Origin of the sequence: Chryseobacterium sp. G0162 (assembly GCF_003815715.1) — a bacterium.
Lineage (GTDB): Bacteria > Bacteroidota > Bacteroidia > Flavobacteriales > Weeksellaceae > Chryseobacterium.
Genome location: NZ_CP033922.1, coordinates 2,644,460 through 2,665,033, shown reverse-complemented (window position 1 = coordinate 2,665,033; position 20,574 = coordinate 2,644,460). Strand labels below are relative to the sequence as shown.

15 protein-coding genes, 4 tRNA genes and 3 rRNA genes are annotated in these 20,574 nt (G+C 37.2%); 8 read left to right on the top strand and 14 right to left on the bottom strand.

Going from position 1 to position 20,574, the window contains the following annotated elements; translation table 11 throughout:
* Positions 1–334 precede the first annotated feature (334 nt).
* Genes EG344_RS12210 through EG344_RS12200 form a run of 3 tightly spaced genes read left to right on the top strand, consistent with a single transcriptional unit; the run spans position 335 to position 2,439 of the window.
* Positions 335–1,744, top strand: coding sequence for an MBL fold metallo-hydrolase (locus tag EG344_RS12210; RefSeq protein WP_123909661.1), 1,410 nt, complete (start codon positions 335–337; stop codon positions 1,742–1,744).
* A gap of 4 nt (positions 1,745–1,748) precedes the next feature.
* Positions 1,749–2,120 (top strand): rhodanese-like domain-containing protein, encoded by a 372-nt coding sequence (locus EG344_RS12205; protein ID WP_123909660.1) that lies wholly within the window; start codon positions 1,749–1,751, stop codon positions 2,118–2,120.
* A gap of 19 nt (positions 2,121–2,139) precedes the next feature.
* Positions 2,140–2,439, top strand: a complete 300-nt coding sequence (locus tag EG344_RS12200) for a thioredoxin family protein (RefSeq protein ID WP_065396340.1) — start codon at positions 2,140–2,142, stop codon at positions 2,437–2,439.
* A 46-nt stretch (positions 2,440–2,485) separates the two neighbouring features.
* Here EG344_RS12200 and EG344_RS12195 read toward each other — a convergent pair whose 3' ends face one another.
* A complete protein-coding gene (locus EG344_RS12195) occupies positions 2,486–3,235 on the bottom strand; it encodes a nitrilase-related carbon-nitrogen hydrolase (protein ID WP_123909659.1) in 750 nt (249 codons plus the stop codon).
* A 185-nt stretch (positions 3,236–3,420) separates the two neighbouring features.
* Here EG344_RS12195 and EG344_RS12190 point away from each other — a divergent pair, with 185 nt between their 5' ends.
* From EG344_RS12190 to EG344_RS12180, 3 genes are all read left to right on the top strand, one after another.
* Complete coding sequence (locus EG344_RS12190) at positions 3,421–3,861, top strand: DUF6646 family protein (RefSeq protein ID WP_089738896.1); 441 nt, start codon at positions 3,421–3,423, stop codon at positions 3,859–3,861.
* 106 nt (positions 3,862–3,967) lie between these two features.
* The gene (gene rseP / locus EG344_RS12185; protein ID WP_123909658.1) at positions 3,968–5,449 is read left to right on the top strand and encodes an RIP metalloprotease RseP; all 1,482 of its coding nucleotides are present in this window, start codon (positions 3,968–3,970) and stop codon (positions 5,447–5,449) included.
* 80 nt (positions 5,450–5,529) lie between these two features.
* A tRNA-Asn gene (locus EG344_RS12180) sits at positions 5,530–5,603 on the top strand.
* 50 nt (positions 5,604–5,653) lie between these two features.
* Here EG344_RS12180 and EG344_RS12175 read toward each other — a convergent pair.
* The gene (locus EG344_RS12175; protein WP_123909657.1) at positions 5,654–6,862 is read right to left on the bottom strand and encodes a hypothetical protein; all 1,209 of its coding nucleotides are present in this window, start codon (positions 6,860–6,862) and stop codon (positions 5,654–5,656) included.
* Complete coding sequence (locus tag EG344_RS12170; protein ID WP_123909656.1) at positions 6,859–7,557, bottom strand: class I SAM-dependent methyltransferase; 699 nt, start codon at positions 7,555–7,557, stop codon at positions 6,859–6,861. The genes EG344_RS12175 and EG344_RS12170 overlap by 4 nt, the downstream gene beginning before the upstream one ends.
* Positions 7,558–8,212: 655 nt before the next feature.
* Here EG344_RS12170 and EG344_RS12165 point away from each other — a divergent pair.
* Positions 8,213–8,286 (top strand) — tRNA-Asn (locus tag EG344_RS12165).
* A 741-nt stretch (positions 8,287–9,027) separates the two neighbouring features.
* On the opposite strand, the gene rrf is transcribed toward EG344_RS12165, so the two are convergent.
* The 5 genes from rrf to EG344_RS12140 all read right to left on the bottom strand — a co-directional run bounded on the left by rrf (position 9,028) and on the right by EG344_RS12140 (position 14,202).
* Positions 9,028–9,135: ribosomal RNA gene (rrf, locus tag EG344_RS12160) — 5S ribosomal RNA — on the bottom strand.
* A 145-nt stretch (positions 9,136–9,280) separates the two neighbouring features.
* Positions 9,281–12,039, bottom strand: a 23S ribosomal RNA gene (locus tag EG344_RS12155).
* A 197-nt stretch (positions 12,040–12,236) separates the two neighbouring features.
* Positions 12,237–12,310, bottom strand: a tRNA-Ala gene (locus EG344_RS12150).
* An 87-nt stretch (positions 12,311–12,397) separates the two neighbouring features.
* Positions 12,398–12,471: transfer RNA gene (locus EG344_RS12145), tRNA-Ile, on the bottom strand.
* Between the two features lie 214 nt (positions 12,472–12,685).
* A 16S ribosomal RNA gene (locus EG344_RS12140) occupies positions 12,686–14,202 on the bottom strand.
* Together the 16S, 23S and 5S rRNA genes with 2 tRNA genes alongside form the textbook arrangement of a ribosomal RNA operon.
* A 1,751-nt stretch (positions 14,203–15,953) precedes the next feature.
* Here EG344_RS12140 and EG344_RS12135 point away from each other — a divergent pair.
* Positions 15,954–18,488 (top strand): DUF5686 family protein, encoded by a 2,535-nt coding sequence (locus EG344_RS12135; RefSeq protein ID WP_228412730.1) that lies wholly within the window; start codon positions 15,954–15,956, stop codon positions 18,486–18,488.
* Between the two features lie 72 nt (positions 18,489–18,560).
* Here EG344_RS12135 and EG344_RS23945 read toward each other — a convergent pair whose 3' ends face one another.
* The 6 genes from EG344_RS23945 to rplU form a co-directional block, all read right to left on the bottom strand.
* Positions 18,561–18,701 carry a hypothetical protein gene (locus EG344_RS23945; protein ID WP_164464430.1) on the bottom strand — a complete coding sequence of 47 codons (141 nt, stop codon included), beginning with the start codon at positions 18,699–18,701 and terminating at the stop codon, positions 18,561–18,563.
* A gap of 52 nt (positions 18,702–18,753) precedes the next feature.
* Positions 18,754–18,921, bottom strand: coding sequence for a bacteriocin-like protein (locus tag EG344_RS23940; RefSeq protein ID WP_164464429.1), 168 nt, complete (start codon positions 18,919–18,921; stop codon positions 18,754–18,756).
* A 129-nt stretch (positions 18,922–19,050) separates the two neighbouring features.
* Positions 19,051–19,215: a bacteriocin-like protein gene (locus tag EG344_RS24515; protein WP_410493973.1), complete on the bottom strand. Its 165-nt coding sequence runs from the start codon at positions 19,213–19,215 to the stop codon at positions 19,051–19,053.
* Positions 19,216–19,256: 41 nt separating this feature from the next.
* Entirely contained in the window at positions 19,257–19,418 is a 162-nt protein-coding gene (locus EG344_RS12130) for a bacteriocin-like protein (protein WP_262697346.1), read from the bottom strand.
* Positions 19,419–19,614: 196 nt separating this feature from the next.
* A complete protein-coding gene (rpmA, locus tag EG344_RS12125) occupies positions 19,615–19,872 on the bottom strand; it encodes a 50S ribosomal protein L27 (RefSeq protein ID WP_123858271.1) in 258 nt (85 codons plus the stop codon).
* Positions 19,873–19,884: 12 nt separating this feature from the next.
* Complete coding sequence (gene rplU / locus EG344_RS12120) at positions 19,885–20,460, bottom strand: 50S ribosomal protein L21 (RefSeq protein ID WP_123909653.1); 576 nt, start codon at positions 20,458–20,460, stop codon at positions 19,885–19,887.
* Positions 20,461–20,574 lie beyond the last annotated feature (114 nt).

The following is a 20,574-nucleotide window of genomic DNA, read 5'->3' as shown; positions in this document are numbered from 1 at the left end:
AAATATAAAGGTTTTTGTAAAATATTTTGTGATATTTCCCCTCTAACTTTCATTAGTAACCTAGGGGAACAACTTTTCCCTGTTTAAGCAAATTTCAAACCATGGTTTCTGAGATTGAAAAAACAACCCTGATAAAGAATTGCCATTCAATAGAGACATGATAAAAAACAGCATTTCTATCTTAACATTATGTAAGGCATTCTTTTTGCTGAAAAAAACAAAAGAACTTAAACAATCGTTTAACAAGTATTGAAAGAAACTATCAATTGAATTTAACATTTGATTTAGAATTTATCTAATACTTTGTATCTTTAACTATTAAAAAAATACCCCAATGAAAATTGAACAAATATATACGGGCTGTCTGGCTCAGGGTGCCTATTATATTGTATCAGAAAATGAAGCTGTCATTATTGATCCTTTAAGAGAGGTAACACCTTATCTGGATCGTCTGGAAAAAGACAATGTCACTTTAAAATATATTTTTGAAACTCATTTCCATGCTGATTTTGTTTCAGGACACTTAGATTTAAGCAAAAAAACCGGAGCTCCAATTGTATACGGACCTACGGCTGCTCCTGAATTTGAAGCGATTATCGCAGAAGACAATCAAATTTTTGAGCTTGGAAAAGTAAAAATAAAGGTACTTCACACTCCTGGACATACGATGGAGAGTACCACTTATCTTTTAATTGATGAAAATGGCAAAGAAACCGCCATCTTCACGGGAGATACTCTGTTCTTAGGAGATGTAGGAAGACCGGATCTTGCTCAGAAGGCTACTAACCTTACTCAGGAAGATCTTGCAGGGATTCTTTATGACAGTCTCCAGAACAAAATTATGCCTTTGGATGACAGCATCACTGTTTATCCCGCTCACGGAGCCGGTTCAGCATGCGGAAAAAATATGCAGAAGGAGACCGTAGATATTTTAGGCAACCAAAAAAGAACGAATTATGCACTTAATCAGCCAGACAAGGCCTCTTTCATTAGAGAAGTACTTGATGGGCTGACTGCACCTCCAAAATATTTCGGAATGAATGTAGCCATGAACAAAGGTGGCTATGAGAGCCTGGATACAGTAATGGATAAAGGACTAAACCCTGTTTCTCCGGAAGATTTCGAAGCAATGGCAGAAGAAACCGGAGCTTTAATTCTTGATACCAGAGGAGCCGCAGATTTCCATAAAGGTTTTGTTCCGAATGCTATCAATATCGGATTAAAAGGAGATTTTGCCCCTTGGGTAGGAACTTTAATCGTAGATGTTAAGCATCCATTATTATTGATAACTGACGAAGGAACTGAAGAAGAAGTTATTATCAGACTAAGCCGTGTAGGTTTTGACAATGTGGTAGGTTATCTAGAAGGAGGTTTTGAAGCCTGGAAAAACGCAGGTAAAGAAATTGATGAAGTAAAAAGAATCTCTCCAACTGAATTTGCAGAGCAGTTTACAGCAGATGCAAAAGTAATTGACGTGAGAAAACTAACAGAATATTCTGCTGAACATATTGACAATGCTTATAACAGACCTTTGGATACCATCAGTGACTGGACACGCAATCTTGATGATTCTGAACATTTCTTCCTACACTGTGCAGGAGGATACAGAAGCATGATTGCCGCAAGCATTCTTAATTCACACGGAATCAGAAACTTTACTGAAATAGAAGGTGGTTTTAACGGGATTAAAAAAACAGAAAAACTTCCGACAACAGACTTTGTCTGTCAATCCAAAACATCATAACATCATGAAAGTTAATTTTTTTGGAATTTCTTTATTTTCTATTTTAGTGTTAAGTAGCTGTAAAACAAATCATTTCACAGAAGCTCCCAAGACTAACATTAAGGAAGTGGTGACCAGTTCAAATGTAACATTGGTAGACGTAAGAATTCCTGAGCAATATGCTGCTGGAACGGCAAAGAATGCTATCAATATTCCATTGGCAGAAATTCAGAACAATATAGAAACTCTGAAGGGTAAAAAAGTAGTTGTTTTCTGTAATAAAGGAGTACAAGCAGATCAGGCAATTGAAATTTTAAAGAAAAACGGAGTAGAAGCTTATGATGGAACGAGCTGGAAAAATGTAAAAGGTATCCAGGACGAAGTTGATAAAAAATAAATAAAAAGAAACTTAAACTATGTCACAAAAATTTCAGGAAATCATCAATTCCGAAAGACCGGTACTTATTGACTTTTTTGCCACCTGGTGCCAACCTTGTAAGGTTCAGTCTTCGGTTTTAAATACTGTAAAAGAAAATATAGGCGAAGGAGCCAGAATCATTAAAGTTGATGTGGACCAATACCCTGCTTTGGCAGCACAATATGGAGTAAGAGGAGTTCCTACTTTAGCTGTCTTCAAAAATGGAGAACTTCTATGGAAGGAAAGTGGAGTGCATGATGTAAATACATTAACAAACCTCCTGCAACAATATATTTAAGACTAAAAATAAGGCTGAGTTTAAATTAACTCAGCCTTATTTTTTATCAATCCATTGAAAAATGATCACGATCATTTAAAAACTGGAAATGATTTCTGAAATCTTTCAATTCGTTCATATCCAGCTCTGCCGATACTATATTTCCATTTTTATTCGAAATTTCTCTTCCATCAGCAAAGAAACAATGAGAACTTTCCTGATAGAACAGATTATTTCCATCCGTTCCTATTCTGTTTAGGCCAAATACAAAAGAAAGATTTTCAATGGCTCTTGCTTTTAAAAGATGCTCCCAAGCTCCTACTCTTTTTTCAGGCCAGTTCGCAACGTATAAAATAGCATCATAATCATCATTATTCCTTGCAAACACAGGGAAGCGAAGATCATAACAGACCTGAAGCAAAAATCGTATTCCTTTATACTCTACAATGACTCTGTCTCTTCCTGAGGTATATACTTTATCTTCTCCTGAAAAAGAGAACAAATGTCTTTTATCATAAAAAGTAATTTCACCGTTCGGTTGTACAAAATACATTCTGTTATAAAATTTACCCTCTTCTTCTACTGCAGCGCTTCCGCAGAATGCTGCATTTTTTTCTTTTGAGATCTTTTTCAAAAACTCCAGAGACTCTTTATTTTTGTCAGAAACTTCAGCTGCATCCATACAGAATCCTGTTGAAAACATTTCAGGAAGCAGAAACAGATCTGCATCAAGATTTTGAAGTTCGTTCTCTATTATGGTAAAATTTTCAGCTTTATTTTTCCAGATGATATCCAAGTTCAGTCCTACAATCTTCATCTTTTTATTTTTAGTTATGACGATATATAATGTATAAAAATACACCTTTTATGTTTAATAAAGAAAAGTGACTTATAATTCTTAATATTTATTAAAGTCTGCTATTTTTATAATATTCAGGCTCTTTCGGTTTCATTTTTGATGCAGGTAATTTTTATTAATATCATTAAAAAAATATAAAATTTATGAAGAAATTGGTTTTTATGGTGATGATGTTCTTTTTTGGAATCACGGCGAATGCTCAAGCATGGACAGGAAAAGGAGATCAAAAGGTTCAACTGGGTCTAAGTGCCTGGGGATACGGAACCGGGATAACGGGAACTTATGATTATGGGTTGAATAAGCTTATATCTGTGGGTGCCGGGCTTAACGGTTACTTCAGTAATTATAAGAACAACGATAAAGACAATCGGGTGTTTGTTTTCGGAAGACTGAACTTCCACCTGCAAGAAGCCTTAAACCTCCCGCCAAAGTTGGATATATATCCGGGTGTTGACGTAGGAGTTGTTGGAAAAGATTTTGGAATAGGGGCTCATATTGGTGCCCGCTACTTCTTTACAGAAAGAATTGGAGTATTTGCAGAGGTGGGTAATAACGGAAGTCTTGGCGTTTCATTCAATTTATAATCAAATAGTCCTGAAATATGACAAAGCTTCTCGTTTAGAGAGGCTTTTTTATTTGGCATAGTTTTGATAATTGTTACCTTTGCAAATTAAAATCTAAAATTTATTAATGGAAATAGCAATCAAACTCTTCCAGTTCATTCTGAGTATCTCTATACTTGTAGTTCTTCATGAGCTTGGGCACTTCTTACCGGCAAAATGGTTCAAGACCAGAGCAGAGAAATTCTTCCTGTTTTTTGATCCTTACTTCTCCATATTTTCTATGAAGAAAGTCAACGGAAAATGGAAGTATAAATTCTTCTCTCAGAATCTACCCGATACTGAAGTGATAGAGGTAAACGGGAAAAAGGAAGAAGTTCCTATCGATATATCAAAACTTTCTGACGACGATTGGAGAAAATATCCGGAGCAAACCAAATATGGTATCGGGTGGCTTCCTTTCGGTGGTTATGTAAAAATTGCCGGAATGGTAGATGAAAGTATGGATACAGCCCAAATGAAAAAACCGGCTGAATCTTGGGAATTCAGATCTAAACCGGCCTGGCAGAGACTAATTATCATGTTAGGAGGTGTTACAGTAAACTTCTTTCTAGCTTGGATCATATTCTCAGCTTTAGTTGGAAAAAATGGAGAAACAATTTTTGACGCAGATAAAATCAATACGCCCCTTCACTATACGGCAGCAGCCAAGAAAATGGGCTTCCAGGATGGAGATAAAATCTTGAAAGTTGATGGAAAAGTTCAGAAAGACTTCAAAAAACTGGCGTTAGACGTTTTATTAAGTGATGAAATCACAGTTTCCAGAAATGGAAAAGAGGTTACTTTTCCTACCAGCGATGATGGAAAAGTAATGGCATTTCATGATCCGGAACCAAGATCATTCTTAACTCCAAGAATGGCTCCTATTATTGATACCATTGTAACCCAATCTACAATTGATGCAGGATTAAAGCTAGGTGATAAAATTGTTGCCATCAACGGGAAACCTGTTTCTTATTATGATGAAGTAAAGCCTTTGGTAGTTCCTAATGCAGGAAAAGTGGTAGACTTCCAGGTGTCAAGAAATAGTCAGCTTGAAGACCTTAAAATCCCAGTATCTAAAGAGGGAACCATTGGTGTTCTTTCTTTCAAAGAAGCTGAGAAATTTATGGTTCATAATGAATATAGTTTCTTTGGTTCTATAAAAAGAGGATTTACCCTTACAATTGAGAGTTTAACATATCAGATTAAACAGTTTAAATTAATCTTCAACAAAAAAATCCAAGGGTATAAAAAAGTAGGTGGTCCACTTGCTATTGTAAAGAATATGCCGGTAAGTAAAGATGCACAAGGAGGTGTTTCTATTGACTGGACAGCATTCTGGGGCTTTACAGCAATGTTCTCAGTATGGTTGGCATTCCTTAACCTTATTCCTATTCCGGGACTTGATGGTGGACATGTTATATTTACACTATATGAGATGATCGTAGGAAAACCGGTTCCACAAAAAGTATTGGAAAATGCTCAGATGGTGGGAGTTATCTTCCTATTAGGATTAATGGCTCTGATCTTTGGAAGCGATATTATTAAAGCCATTACAGGAACACTATAATTTTTTGAAAATTTTTCTTAAAAATATTTGCAGGGTATAAATATTCGTCCTATATTTGCACCACTTAAAACAAAGGACATTCCTCCTTAGCTCAGTTGGTTAGAGCATCTGACTGTTAATCAGAGGGTCGCTGGTTCGAGCCCAGCAGGAGGAGCAAAAAAGACTTACAGAAATGTAAGTCTTTTTTTATTTGTAATCATGTATCTAATGAGAAATGATATACGTTTTCTGTTCATTATAGATCAGATCTTCTGCTAAAATATAAAAATGGTTTCCGATAGCATTGCTGATTATACTTATTTTTATTAGAGAGCCATCATATTCAAGAAATTTATACCAAGACCTACCACAATCTTCCGAATACATAAGCAGGCTCCTATTGGGGCTTAAATGATTATATAGACTTGCCCAAATAATCCCATTTTCCAAATAAAGCATTCTGAATATTACAGATCTTCTATACGGATCCGGAATCATTACATAATCAAATGTTTTAAGATCTGTTGTGGATACCATAAAATTTGTTCCATGATAGTAATCGGTACCCAATACTATATTTTCTTTGGTTTCGGCGATGCTGGTATAGCCCCCTTTTTGAATATGAAATCTATTCCGTTTAAACCATCCGGACTTTTCATCCCTGCTTTGTAATGAATAATTATCGGATTTGTTTGTCCAAATCCCTTTTTTATCATCGCCTTCCGTAAGAATCAAACATTTTAATTGATTAACCCATTGTAGTATATGAATGTGTTTATTGATGTGTCTTTCTAAAAAGTCATTTTTTTCCCACGTCTCTCCTTCATCATTTGATACATACACATAACCAACAAAAGTCCATTTACCCTTTTTTTCAACATTTCCATATTCTCCAATTAATATATGATTATCAGTTTCTGTTATTGTTTCAAATAAGAATCTACTCTCATCTGAAGAAAAATCCAGGACCTTTTTAAATGTCAATCCCAAATCATTCGATTTATATACCATACCACCACTACAAATGAAAGTATTTTCCCTTTTATCTATAAAAATACCCTCGATCTTAGTTCCAAAATCAAAACATTCCGTAGTAATTCCATGATGGTCTTGAAAGAATAGTTTTGAAGGTTCCTCTATTCCGGAGCCAAAAATTCCAATATTTCCTTTAGCAAACACTAGACTTAAATCTACTGAACTTTCGTGAAGCTTTACATGTGAGATTTTCTTAAGACTATCTAATCCACTCTCAATCATTAAATCTGGAAAGGCATTATTAAATTGAAGCAGTTTTATATTTTTTTTAAAAAACCGCCAAGAAAACTCCCAAATTATAAACGATAAAAATTCCTCCGTTTTATTAGCTCTTACTACATTATAAGCGAACGGGATAATATTTCTTACATTGATTTTCGAATACTTCTGTGTTATCATTTTTTACCAATAATTAAAACTAACCAGGAAATATGTTTTATAAAATTAAAATTCATCAGAATCTTATCAATCTTTTTTAAGATTGGCTTCACAATTTTAAATCCTGATATATAAAGTAAAGGACCAAAGACATGATAAGTTTTAACCCTGATTAAGCTAAAAAACTTTTTCATTTCTTTAATTTCTTTTAAGGTTAAATGATTCCATGGATATGATTGATAATCAAATTTTCTCAATTTCAGATAAGCTCTACCAACTCTTGTAATAGGATTATTTTTTAGATTTTCAAGAAAAATGACACATCCTCCCTTCTTTAAAACTCTGAGGCACTCCCTAAAAAAAGTATCATGATCTATATACTGTACAACACTGCTTGAAAAAATTACATCAAATGAATTATCGGCAAAAGGCAGGACATCTGTATAATTATAATTCAAAAAGTTAACATTTGAATATTTTGCTTTTGCTTCAGTTATTCTTTCAATGTCTGAATCTATTCCAGTAACCTCAAATCCCGCCTGATAAAAGACATCAGAAAGGTCTCCGAATCCACATCCAAAGTCTAAAACATTAGTGTAAGTATCCCTATTTTCATCTAAGAAATTTGAAATTTCATCAACAAAAGGAGCTATATAATAGAGTTTGTATTCATCATGAATAAGTTCATAAAATTTCTCCTTGAATGAAGATCTCATAAGTAATACAAGTTTAGTGTTATAACCAAATATAACAAAAATAGTATATTCTGTGAACAAAAATAAAATTCTACTTATTATTAGAAAGGAAAAGGATAAGCAAGAAATTATATGGAAGTAATAGTATTTTGGTATTCGGGAATGATTAAGCTTATAAATAACAAAATACGAAAAAATTACAACTTACATCAGAAACATTTTTTGTTGCCTTTTATTTACAAAGTTTTTACCTATCCATAAATGAGGTGAAAAAATTAGAACTTACCCCCTCAATCATAAGGAAAATTGACGAATTGAGTCTATTATAGTCCAATTTCAGAGATAAGAACAAATGATTTGGATACCATTAGCAGACAAAGAATAAAGCCACTTCAAATTCTATTATTTCGGATATTTAAAAAAGATCTTGGCACTGCAAGATCTGTTAAAAGTGATCCTGTATAGATCATTTTATAGCTGAAATATCTTATCTTGTTTCAAAAGATAGAGTCTTTAAACCCATTTTTAGTGTTTGTCTTTTAAATTATATTTATTTTATGCAATTTTAATTTACTGAGAAATAAAACAATAGCAATTTTTGCTAAATATTAAGTTATAAAAACTTGCTTGGTACGGATATTCCTATTATATTTGCACCACTTAAAACAAAGGACATTCCTCCTTAGCTCAGTTGGTTAGAGCATCTGACTGTTAATCAGAGGGTCGCTGGTTCGAGCCCAGCAGGAGGAGCAAAAAGACTTACATTTCTGTAAGTCTTTTTTTATTTCTATATAATTCTATACATTAAATTGGAGACGATGATTCTATGATTATCTAAGCCAAGGTCAATAATTGGTTGATTCAATCTAATTTTATTCTTAAGAGCAATAAAACCTTCTTCCTTTTCATTATCTATATCATTAATTGCTTTGACTTTTTTCAGATCTAAATGTAATTCATTACAAGCTTTCCTTCATGGCTTTAAATAAGCCTTATTTTTACCACAATTACTTCTATTTAATAATAAATATACTACAAATAATTTTAGGGGGAAAAAGGCATCAATTTGTAAATAATAGATGAAAGTCAGATAATGAATGATGAGTATTAGTATGATACTTCAGTTTGTTAGCAACCTTTCTCCCCCTTGTCATTCTGCAGAGACCCAAAAGAGCATTATCCATAATTATTATACTACTATGTTTACTATTGAAAATAAAAGTATTATAATTCTTTTACGTTATGGGTAAAACTCCTTACAGGATGGCAATAGAGGGTATAATTAGAGTTGTAATGATAACAAGGAAAGATCCAGGATAAATAAAGGTAAAAACTTAGATAAATAATCATGATGGGTATTGAGAACAGTCCTGATTACTCATCATTCATTGCTTATTACTCATTACTTATCGATTCTTGTTTTCCTGTGGAGTATAGAGCAAAAAAAAAGTCTCATACATAATTGTATGAGACTTTTAAAAATAAAATAAAAACTGGCGGCGGCCTACTCTCCCGCGTTAGCAGTACCATCGGCGCTGGTGGGCTTAACTTCTGTGTTCGGAATGGGAACAGGTGAGCCCCACCGCTAAAACCACCCTAAAGGTTGTATATAAGATGTCAGATGCAAGACATCAGATGTCAGACGAATTTGTCTGATATCTGAGATCTAATCTCTGATATCTGGTTTAAGCGATAAAAACTTTCACAAAGAGCTAACCTTGCTGCACTTTCGTGCGCCATATCAGGCTATAAATCTACGGGTAATTAGTACTACTCGGCTATGACATTACTGTCTTTACACCTATAGCCTATCAACGTGGTCATCTCCCACGACCCTTAAAAGATGTCTCATCTTGAGGCGAGTTTCGCACTTATATGCTTTCAGTGCTTATCTCTTCCAAACGTAGCTACTCAGCAGTGCACCTGGCGGTACAACTGATACACCAGAGGTTTGTTCAATTCGGTCCTCTCGTACTAGAATCAAGCCCTCTCAAACATCTAACGCCCGCAATAGATAGAGACCGAACTGTCTCACGACGTTCTGAACCCAGCTCGCGTGCCACTTTAATGGGCGAACAGCCCAACCCTTGGGACCTTCTCCAGCCCCAGGATGTGACGAGCCGACATCGAGGTGCCGAACCTCCCCGTCGATGTGAGCTCTTGGGGGAGACTAGCCTGTTATCCCCGGAGTACCTTTTATCCTATGAGCGATGGCCCTTCCATACGGAACCACCGGATCACTATGTCCTGCTTTCGCACCTGATCGACTTGTTGGTCTCACAGTCAAGCACCCTTATGCCATTACACTCTACGCACGGTTACCAAGCGTGCTGAGGGTACCTTTGAAAGCCTCCGTTACTCTTTTGGAGGCGACCACCCCAGTCAAACTACCCACCACGCAATGTCCTTCTAAAAGAAGTTAGGCTCCAAGTAAGTAAAGGGTGGTATTTCAACGTCGGCTCCACAGACACTAGCGTGCCCACTTCATAGCCTCCCACCTATCCTACACATTACTTACTCAAAGTCAATACGAAGTTATAGTAAAGGTTCACAGGGTCTTTTCGTCCCATTGCGGGTAATCGGCATCTTCACCGATACTACAATTTCACAGAGCTCATGGTTGAGACAGTGCCCAGATCGTTACACCATTCGTGCAGGTCGGAACTTACCCGACAAGGAATTTCGCTACCTTAGGACCGTTATAGTTACGGCCGCCGTTTACTGGGGCTTCAGTCAATGCCTTCGGTTTAACCCTAAGCACCTTCCTTAACCTTCCAGCACCGGGCAGGTGTCAGACCCTATACTGCATCTTTCGATTTTGCAGAGTCCTGTGTTTTTGATAAACAGTCGCCTGGGCCTCTTTACTGCGGCCACCATTGCTGATGGCGTCTCTTCTCCCGAAGTTACGAGACTATTTTGCCTAGTTCCTTAACCATGATTCACTCTAGCACCTTAGGATTCTCTCCTCGACTACCTGTGTCGGTTTTGGTACGGGTTGCTTCACTTCGGCTTTTCTTGGAAGCACTTTCCCTACAGCAGCTTCGCCCGAAGGCTAGGCCTTGACTATTCCGTCAGTCTCCAGTAAGTACGGCACTCCGTCCCCTTTTTAGTGTGAGCAAGTATGGGAATATTAACCCATTGTCCATCCACTACCCCTTTCGGGTTCGCGTTAGGTCCCGACTAACCCTCAGCTGATTAGCATGGCTGAGGAAACCTTAGTCTTTCGGTGAGCGGGTTTCTCGCCCGCTTTATCGTTACTTATGCCTACATTTTCTTTTCTATCCGCTCCACAATACCTCACAGTACTGCTTCGGCGCAAATAGAATGCTCTCCTACCAGATGTATTCTAAAATACAAATCCATAGCTTCGGTAATATGTTTATGCCCGATTATTATCCATGCCGGACCGCTCGACTAGTGAGCTGTTACGCACTCTTTAAATGAATGGCTGCTTCCAAGCCAACATCCTAGCTGTCAATGCAGTCCAACCGCGTTGCTTCAACTTAACATATATTTGGGGACCTTAGCTGTTGGTCTGGGTTCTTTCCCTCTCGGACATGGACCTTAGCACCCATGCCCTCACTGCCGTAGAACATTTATTAGCATTCGGAGTTTGTCAGGAATTGGTAGGCGATGAAACCCCCGCATCCAATCAGTAGCTCTACCTCTAATAAACTTATATACGACGCTGCACCTAAATGCATTTCGGAGAGTACGAGCTATCTCCCAGTTTGATTGGCCTTTCACCCCTACCCACAGGTCATCCGAAGACTTTTCAACGTCAACCGGTTCGGTCCTCCACTCTGTGTTACCAGAGCTTCAACCTGCCCATGGGTAGATCACAAGGTTTCGCGTCTAATCCTACTAACTATGCGCCCTATTCAGACTCGCTTTCGCTCCGGCTCCGGTACTTAATACCTTAACCTCGCTAGTAAAATTAACTCGTAGGCTCATTATGCAAAAGGCACGCCGTCACAGCTTAATGCTGCTCCGACCGCTTGTAGGCGTACGGTTTCAGGTTCTATTTCACCCTTCTATTCGAAGTGCTTTTCACCTTTCCTTCACAGTACTTGTTCACTATCGGTCTTTCAGGAGTATTTAGCCTTGGAGGATGGTCCCCCCATATTCAGACAGGATTTCACGTGTCCCGCCCTACTCATTTATCACTTAAATATGCCTTTCATATACGGGGCTATCACCCGCTGCGGCTGTTCTTTCCAGAACATTCTATTAAACATATAAAAGCTTTTGGGCTAATCCGCTTTCGCTCGCCACTACTTACGGAATCTCTTCGATTTCTTTTCCTCCGGGTACTTAGATGTTTCAGTTCTCCGGGTTTGCTCCTCTTACGAGGTGACTGGTCTTCAACCAGCCGGGTTGCCCCATTCGGACATCTGCGGATCAATTCGTGTGTGCCAATCCCCGCAGCTTTTCGCAGCTTACCACGTCCTTCGTCGCCTCTGAAAGCCTAGGCATCCGCCATACGCCCTTAACGATTTCTTTCCTAATATTAAATTAGTTCAGTATTTTTTGATAAACTCTCGTCTATCGATATTTTTATAAACTCGGCACTCGAAAGTGCTCGGTTATCTCTTTGTGATGTCTTTACCGTTAATGTCAATGATCTTTATCTATTTCTGATCTAATTCGCAAATATTGTTTTTGGCTCTATTTGCTTTTTTAAAATTAAACCATCGATGTGGAGAATAAGGGAGTCGAACCCTTGACCTCCTGCGTGCAAGGCAGGCGCTCTAGCCAGCTGAGCTAATTCCCCCTCTAGTAGACTTCAGATTTTAGATCTCAGATTACAGACTTTATTGTCTGACATCTGATGTCTTATATCTTCCCGTCTTATAATTAGTAGTCTCGGGCAGGCTCGAACTGCCGACCTCTACATTATCAGTGTAGCGCTCTAACCAGCTGAGCTACGAGACTTCATTATTAATTTTAAATTTTAAATTGAAAATTTTAAATGATTCTTTAAATCTAAAATCTATAATTTATAATCTAAAATCTCTCTATCCCTTTACTAATTTCTAGTGGGTTTTGTATTTTTAATATAATCAACCAAACAAAAAACTAAAGCTTGAACTTTAAGTAAGTTCTGTATCTTGCGATACTAATTTTTTTATCGTCTAACGACGCTCTAAAATGAGATGTTCCAGCCGCACCTTCCGGTACGGCTACCTTGTTACGACTTAGCCCTAGTTACCTGTTTTACCCTAGGCAGCTCCTATTACGGTCACCGACTTCAGGTACCCCAGACTTCCATGGCTTGACGGGCGGTGTGTACAAGGCCCGGGAACGTATTCACCGCGCCATGGCTGATGCGCGATTACTAGCGATTCCAGCTTCATAGAGTCGAGTTGCAGACTCCAATCCGAACTGAGACCGGCTTTCGAGATTTGCATCACATCGCTGTGTAGCTGCCCTCTGTACCGGCCATTGTATTACGTGTGTGGCCCAAGGCGTAAGGGCCGTGATGATTTGACGTCATCCCCACCTTCCTCTCTACTTGCGTAGGCAGTCTCACTAGAGTCCCCAACTTAATGATGGCAACTAGTGACAGGGGTTGCGCTCGTTGCAGGACTTAACCTAACACCTCACGGCACGAGCTGACGACAACCATGCAGCACCTTGAAAAATGTCCGAAGAAAAGTCTATTTCTAAACCTGTCATTTCCCATTTAAGCCTTGGTAAGGTTCCTCGCGTATCATCGAATTAAACCACATAATCCACCGCTTGTGCGGGCCCCCGTCAATTCCTTTGAGTTTCATTCTTGCGAACGTACTCCCCAGGTGGCTAACTTATCACTTTCGCTTAGTCTCTGATTCCGAAAAACCAAAAACGAGTTAGCATCGTTTACGGCGTGGACTACCAGGGTATCTAATCCTGTTCGCTCCCCACGCTTTCGTCCATCAGCGTCAGTTGTTGCTTAGTAACCTGCCTTCGCAATTGGTGTTCTAAGTAATATCTATGCATTTCACCGCTACACTACTTATTCCAGCTACTTCAATAACACTCAAGACCTGCAGTATCAATGGCAGTTTCACAGTTAAGCTGTGAGATTTCACCACTGACTTACAGATCCGCCTACGGACCCTTTAAACCCAATAAATCCGGATAACGCTTGCACCCTCCGTATTACCGCGGCTGCTGGCACGGAGTTAGCCGGTGCTTATTCGTATAGTACCTTCAGCTACTCTCACGAGAGTAGGTTTATCCCTATACAAAAGAAGTTTACAACCCATAGGGCCGTCGTCCTTCACGCGGGATGGCTGGATCAGGCGCTAACCCATTGTCCAATATTCCTCACTGCTGCCTCCCGTAGGAGTCTGGTCCGTGTCTCAGTACCAGTGTGGGGGATCACCCTCTCAGGCCCCCTAAAGATCGCAGACTTGGTGAGCCGTTACCTCACCAACTATCTAATCTTGCGCGTGCCCATCTCTATCCACCGGAGTTTTCAATAAAAAACGATGCCGTCTCTTATATTATGGGGTATTAATCTTCCTTTCGAAAGGCTATCCCCCTGATAAAGGCAGGTTGCACACGTGTTCCGCACCCGTACGCCGCTCTCAAGATCCCGAAAGATCTCTACCGCTCAGCTTGCATGTGTTAGGCCTCCCGCTAGCGTTCATCCTGAGCCAGGATCAAACTCTCCATTGTATGTTTGTCTGACTCACTCAAAGTTTTTTAACGCTTTAGTTTTTCCTTACTTGGTTGTTATATTGTATGTCAATGATCTTTATATCTTTCGCTTTTCAACGAAGCAATCTTTCTGTCAGTGTCGCTCCGTATTTGCGAGTGCAAAAGTAAAACTTTATTTTGATTCGACCAAATGTTTTGAAAGAAAATTTTAAAGTTTTTTAAGTAACCTTAATCTCTTTCCTAACCATCAATCCCTCTACTCCTGCGCTCCCTTAATTGGGATTGCAAAGATACAAACTTTATTTTAACTCGCAACTTTTAAATCCTAAAAATTAAAAGTTTTTTTTCATCTGTCTCTTTCGTAGAGTATAATGTTTATGCTTATTTAAAAGCTCTTCTGCGCTTACTGAATCCCTTTCGTTTTTCAGTGGGGCAAAGATAGAAACTTCATCCATTACCCGCAAGTTTATTTAACATAAAATTCATATTCAGGTAATGTTTCACCCTTAAAGCACTGGTACTATGAGAGAAAAATTTTAAACATTTGTTTGGGGATTGGAGGGAAAGGGTCCAAGGGGATGAAAGTTGGGAAGAAATGGGGGTGTTTATATATGATATACCATCTATATAATGATGAGTAATGGGTAATGGGTAATGGGTAATGGGTAATGGGTAATGGAAGGTATACATGATAAATAATACATGGGGTAAGTTTTCAGAGTTATTTTGAAATAGGTTTGGGCTAAAGCCAATGGCTGGGCGTTTATTTTATTTGAGTGGGCTAAAGCCCACTCCTATTGATGGATTTCTGTACGTTGGAAATTATAGATAGAGGTTTATTTTAATAATGCGGTGTTGAGATCCTTACAGGATGACAAAAATTGTGCAGAGAAAATAGATAAATAAAGAGACAGGAGGATATGATGGTTATTCTGTAAGATTATTTTATAGAAAAACGCAGTGTTTTTTTATTTCCCACAGAGGACACGGATTTTCACAGATGATAGTGCTGGTTGTATTGTGAGTAGCTTTCTGGTATATCTAATTGAAAGAGCCACTCGATCTTCTTAAAGGAATAGGTAGCTTTTGTGGGAGTTCTTACCGGAATAGAAGATTAAACCTCGCCAATGACAAAGACTTCAGGAGATGTGATGTATACTTATATATAAGAAGACAGGTTTTTATAAAAAACACATTCTAGTTATTAATAATATGAATGCTTACCTATGCAATAAAACCTATCATCTATTACTTATTACTTATTACTTATTACTTATTACTTATTACTTATAATATATGCCTACTACCCTAGCCCCGATAGTAACGGTTACCCCGCAACAGGGTGTGGAGAGGTGGAGGGTTAGAGCCTTGGAGGGTAAAGGCGTGAGGAGTAAGAGTGGATAGCGGGAAATAGCTCCTAAAAAGTTTTATGGAATAATTTTAATTGATTAGGATAATTAAAAACAAGATCAAATTTGAAAAAATTCATTTTTTTGCTGGAGTCGTTAAAGATTTTTTAATCTATTATATCTTAAAAACGAGAATTTCAATGGCTATAAGTCATAAATACAGTGACTTTTTACGTTGTCATTAATCAATTGATCCTTATCTGTTAAGACAATAAACATAGAAATAATTTTTTCTCAAATGATAGTACTATTTTTGTTAAATTTGCCGTTTTACATAGAAATGTAAGAACATTTTATTTTTATATATATATTTTAAAAAACTGCATACTTTTTGTTTGTGCTAATTGCCTGAAGAAACGAATGATGTTAAACAACAACTCCAAAAAACACTATTTTTTATTTTTTTTCCTGACCATTACCAGCTTCGCATATGCTCAAAACAGGGCCAGCGGAAAGATTGTTGATGCCAAAAACAACAAAGAGGTAAACAAAGTTGATATTTTTATTAACGATAGCAAGGCTCCAATCCTTACAACAACTTCGGGAAGTTTCAGTGTTCAGTCCGACAGTATTATTCAAAGGTTAAGATTTGCCAGAAAGAACTATACTACAGAAACTATTGACGTTACTCCTGAAAATGCGGAAAATATTTTTGTTCAGCTTTCTCAGGCCAAGGTAAGCAATATTCAGGAAGTTGTGATCCAGGCTGGAAAACCTAAATATAAAAGCAAAAAGGAAAACCCGGCTTATGCCATTATGCAAAAGGTTTGGGCTCAAAAAAGAAATAACGGTCTGGAAAAGTTTGATACTTATTCCTACAAAGAATATGAAAAGACTCAATTTGACCTTAATAATATAGACAGCGCCTTTATGAAGAAGAAAATCTTCAATAAGCTGGATTTTATTTTTGATTACGCAGATTCTACTGCCAGTGGAAGGCTTGGTCTTCCTATATTCCTAAATGAGGCTGTTTATGAAAACTATGGTAAGAATAAACCGGACAAAGACAGTAAAAGAACTTTGGTTGCTCAAAAAACCTCAGGATTTCAAGATAATCAGGTCATTACTGTTTCCGCAAAGAACCTTTACAGGGATATCAATATTTATGATAATACTTTAAATTATTTTGATATTGGATTTCAGAGTCCGGCAGGAACAGATGGATTCGGAACTTATGACTATAATCTTGTAGATACCATTTCTATTCGTGGAGAAAAGGCTTTTCAGATAAGATATCAGCCTAAGCGTAAGGATGTGCTGGCATTTCAGGGAAATCTTTATATAGATACAGATACTTACGCTGTTCTGGGAGCGACTTTAAGATCAACACAAAAAATCAATGTTAATTTCGTGAATAGTGTTTATACTCAACTGGAATATGACAATCCAGATGAAACAACATTCCTTCCTAAGAAATTGGTTACTGAGGTTGAGATGAGTCCTTTTTCAAAGAAGAAAGGATCTAAGAGTATTATTGCGCGAAAATCTGTTGATTATTCTAATTATGAATTCAACATTCCTCTTGATCCGAAAGTTTTCAAACGAAAAGAAGAAGAATACGATGATAAGTTTACTGATAAAGAGGAAGCTTACTGGACAAAGGCAAGACCTGATACTTTATCTAAATCTGAACAGGGTGTTTATAAAATGTTGGATCAATTACAACAAACGCCTAAGTTCAACCGTATGGTAAAATTATTTGAGACTCTTGGTTCCCGTTATTATAATGCTTTTAAAGGCGTGGACTTCGGACCTATTTTCTCCATATATGGAAGAAATGAAGTGGAAGGAGACAGAATAAGAATCGGGGCAAGATCTTATTTTGGTTTGAATGACCCTTGGAGAGTTCAATTCTATACTGCTTACGGATTTAAAGACCATCAGGTAAAATACGGAGCTGAAGCACGATATATGTTCAACAGGCTTAATCGATTTATGATTGGAGCCGGAACCAGCAGAGACATTGTTCAGCTAGGAGGACAGCTTACATCTGGTGACGGAGTGGCATCACGTTCTTTATCTTCAAGTACGTTTTTTGCGAGAGGAGAGAATATTTCTTTAAGTTCTGTAAATCAGACAAGTGTTTTTGCTGCTATTGAACCCTGGAAAAACATACAGATAAGAGTTGATGGAGTTATGCAAAGTATCAAGTCTGCCATTCCGGAAAAATTTAACCTTATGTATTATCAGCCGGATGGTCAACTAAGAAAAACGGTAAATGATTCTCATGTTACCATTAGTTTGATCGCTAAACCGGGCGCAAGATTTTCCCAAACCGGAATTGACAGGTATCAGGCAAGAAACCTGGCTCCTACTATTGTACTAAGATACACAAGAGGTATTGAAGGTTTATTCAATGCTGATTTCAACTATGATAAGCTGCAGTTTATGTTCTACAAACCATTTTTGATCGGAACATTAGGGAAAACCGTTGTGAGTTTTGAAGCCGGTAAAAATTTCAACACAGTTCCTTTGGCTTTACAGAATATTATTCCAGCTAACCTTTCTTATGGTTTGGTTCCGAATACGTTCTCACAGCTTAATTATTATGAATTTGTAGCCGATGCTTATACTACTCTTCATTTGGAACACCATTTTAATGGTAAAATATTGTCTTATATTCCTTTAATCAAAAAGCTAAAGTTTAGAGAAGTAGCTTTTATAAGAGCAGCTTACGGGACTTTGAGCGATGCATCCAAAGCAATTAATGTGGAAGGTTTTAAATACTCTGCTCCAAATGAACATATTTACTATGAATATGGATTTGGTATTGAAAACATTGGTATTGGAAATTTAAGGCTATTCAGAGTAGATTTTAACTGGAGAGGAAATTATCTTGACAGACCTGATATTTCAAAATTTGGCGTTAAGGCCGGAATTCAGGTAGGGTTCTAAGTAAATAATATGATATAAAGAATCGGGCGGCTTCTTCGAAGCCGCCCGATTTATTTTATTATTCTTTAAAAATTAACACTGGCAAGGCATAATTTCTTCTGCTGCATTTGGGCAGTATTGTTGCTGCCAAGGAGTAAGCCCACACCATTGAGCACATGTTGTTGCCAAAAAATCAGGACACATATAGTCATTTCCTGCAATGATTGACTTCAATTGCTTCTTTGTAATTTTTTTATAATTTTTCATATCTATAGAATAATTTGCATTAGATACACTCACAAGGCTCTTCAAAGATATTACTCGGACAATGTAACTTTTGCCATGTAGTCCAACGGCACCATGCATTACAAGAACTTGCTACAGGAGGACAGTTTCCTGCCCCACCATTAATTACTTTCAGATTCTTTTTTGTTAATTTTTTCAGATTTTTCATAGTATTTAGTTTTAATTAATTATCTATTCTATATATTTTTTGATTTCTAGAACTCCTCTAGAATTTATTGAAGCAGATAAATTGAAAAACACTGCTTCTCAGAAACAATGCCTTCAGCTTTATTTTTATTTATTCATCGCAAGGCATACATAGCACTTCAAGTAAACAACGTTGTCTCTGCCGCGGTGTCCATCTGCACCAATTGAAACAATCATCTGTTACAGGAGGGCAATATTCTGAACCTCCGTTAATATTTTTCAGGCTCTTCTTTGTAAGTCTTTTTAAATTCTTCATAGGATTCTATGTCAATTTTCTGACTGTTTATATGAAATAGACTAGCAGTCGCAAGGCATATCAATAACTGCATTGGCACAATGTGCTTTTTGCCATGCACTCCATCCACACCATTCGCTGCACCATGAAGCTGGAATTGGACATCCCTCCCCTCCAGCAATTGTTTTCAGCTGTCTTTTTGATAATTTTTTTAAATTTTTCATAGTATTTAGTTTTAATTTGTTGCCTACTCTATAAGCTTTTCGGCTTTCGCATGTCATTTGTTATTTGATATATAGCAAATATATAAATATTTCACTACCCGTAGATTATTTATAATAAATTTAACTTTTAGATAAGAAAAACAAAAAAAGCCTCAGCAAAAATGCTGAGGCTTTAATTTTTATAAAACGCTTACAATTATGCGTTTGGCTCTACAGATACGAAAGATCTGTTGTTTGCTTTCTTTCTGAAAACTACTTTACCATCTACTAATGCAAACAAAGTGTGATCTTTACCGATTCCCACGTTATCACCTGGGTGGTGCTGAGTACCTCTTTGTCTAACAAGGATGTTTCCTGCAATAGCAGCTTGTCCTCCGAAAATCTTCACACCTAATCTTTTAGAGTGAGACTCTCTACCGTTCTTGGAACTACCGACTCCTTTCTTGTGTGCCATTTTATTACTGGATTATTTGTTAAGTGCTTTAAATTGATCGATATTCTTAATGATAGCAGCATCTACTTCTTCATGAGTAAGGATCTTCTTTTCTAATTCAACTTTAACTGCTTTACCTAAAGTAATTAAAGTTTCTCTGTTCTCTTTAGACTGAGACAAGTTGTTTTTCTTTAAGTGATAGTTCAACTCGTGATCTTCACTAAAGTTAACAGTTGCGTTGTCAGAAAGAACTTCAGACTTTACAGTTTCTTTTTTAGCTGCTTTTTTAGCTCCGCCTTCAAATCCTGTAATACCAGTGATTACGATTTGAGTTAAAGATTGTCTGTGACCGTTTTTCACTTTGTAACCTTTTCTTCTTTTCTTTTTGAAAACGATTACTTTATCAGCTTTTACGTGGTCTAGGATCTCTGCTTCCACAGTGATTCCGCTTACAGCTGGGGCGCCTACAGTGATTGCTCCGTTTACAGTAAGAAGAACTTTATCGAAAGAAACTTTTCCTCCTTTGTCTCCTTTTAAACGGTTCACAAACAACTTCTGGTCTTGCTCAACTTTGTATTGAAGCCCTGCTATTTCTACAATTGCAAACATTGTTTATAAATTTTTAGTTATTTCGAGGTGCAAATATACAAATAAAATTCTAATCACCTTACAATCAAAGCAATGTTTTTTATTGAAAAAATATATTCACTATGTTTTGAATAA

Bases quoted from the DNA above. Each gene is read 5' to 3' on its own strand.
- EG344_RS12210 (WP_123909661.1), top strand. From the start codon at position 335: ATGAAAATTGAACAAATATATACGGGCTGTCTGGCTCAGGGTGCCTAT.
- EG344_RS12205 (WP_123909660.1), top strand. From the start codon at position 1,749: ATGAAAGTTAATTTTTTTGGAATTTCTTTATTTTCTATTTTAGTGTTA.
- EG344_RS12200 (WP_065396340.1), top strand. From the start codon at position 2,140: ATGTCACAAAAATTTCAGGAAATCATCAATTCCGAAAGACCGGTACTT.
- EG344_RS12195 (WP_123909659.1), bottom strand. From the start codon at position 3,235: ATGAAGATTGTAGGACTGAACTTGGATATCATCTGGAAAAATAAAGCT.
- EG344_RS12190 (WP_089738896.1), top strand. From the start codon at position 3,421: ATGAAGAAATTGGTTTTTATGGTGATGATGTTCTTTTTTGGAATCACG.
- rseP (WP_123909658.1), top strand. From the start codon at position 3,968: ATGGAAATAGCAATCAAACTCTTCCAGTTCATTCTGAGTATCTCTATA.
- EG344_RS12175 (WP_123909657.1), bottom strand. From the start codon at position 6,862: ATGATAACACAGAAGTATTCGAAAATCAATGTAAGAAATATTATCCCG.
- EG344_RS12170 (WP_123909656.1), bottom strand. From the start codon at position 7,557: ATGAGATCTTCATTCAAGGAGAAATTTTATGAACTTATTCATGATGAA.
- EG344_RS12135 (WP_228412730.1), top strand. From the start codon at position 15,954: ATGATGTTAAACAACAACTCCAAAAAACACTATTTTTTATTTTTTTTC.
- EG344_RS23940 (WP_164464429.1), bottom strand. From the start codon at position 18,921: ATGAAAAATCTGAAAAAATTAACAAAAAAGAATCTGAAAGTAATTAAT.
- EG344_RS24515 (WP_410493973.1), bottom strand. From the start codon at position 19,215: ATGAAGAATTTAAAAAGACTTACAAAGAAGAGCCTGAAAAATATTAAC.
- EG344_RS12130 (WP_262697346.1), bottom strand. From the start codon at position 19,418: ATGAAAAATTTAAAAAAATTATCAAAAAGACAGCTGAAAACAATTGCT.
- rpmA (WP_123858271.1), bottom strand. From the start codon at position 19,872: ATGGCACACAAGAAAGGAGTCGGTAGTTCCAAGAACGGTAGAGAGTCT.
- rplU (WP_123909653.1), bottom strand. From the start codon at position 20,460: ATGTTTGCAATTGTAGAAATAGCAGGGCTTCAATACAAAGTTGAGCAA.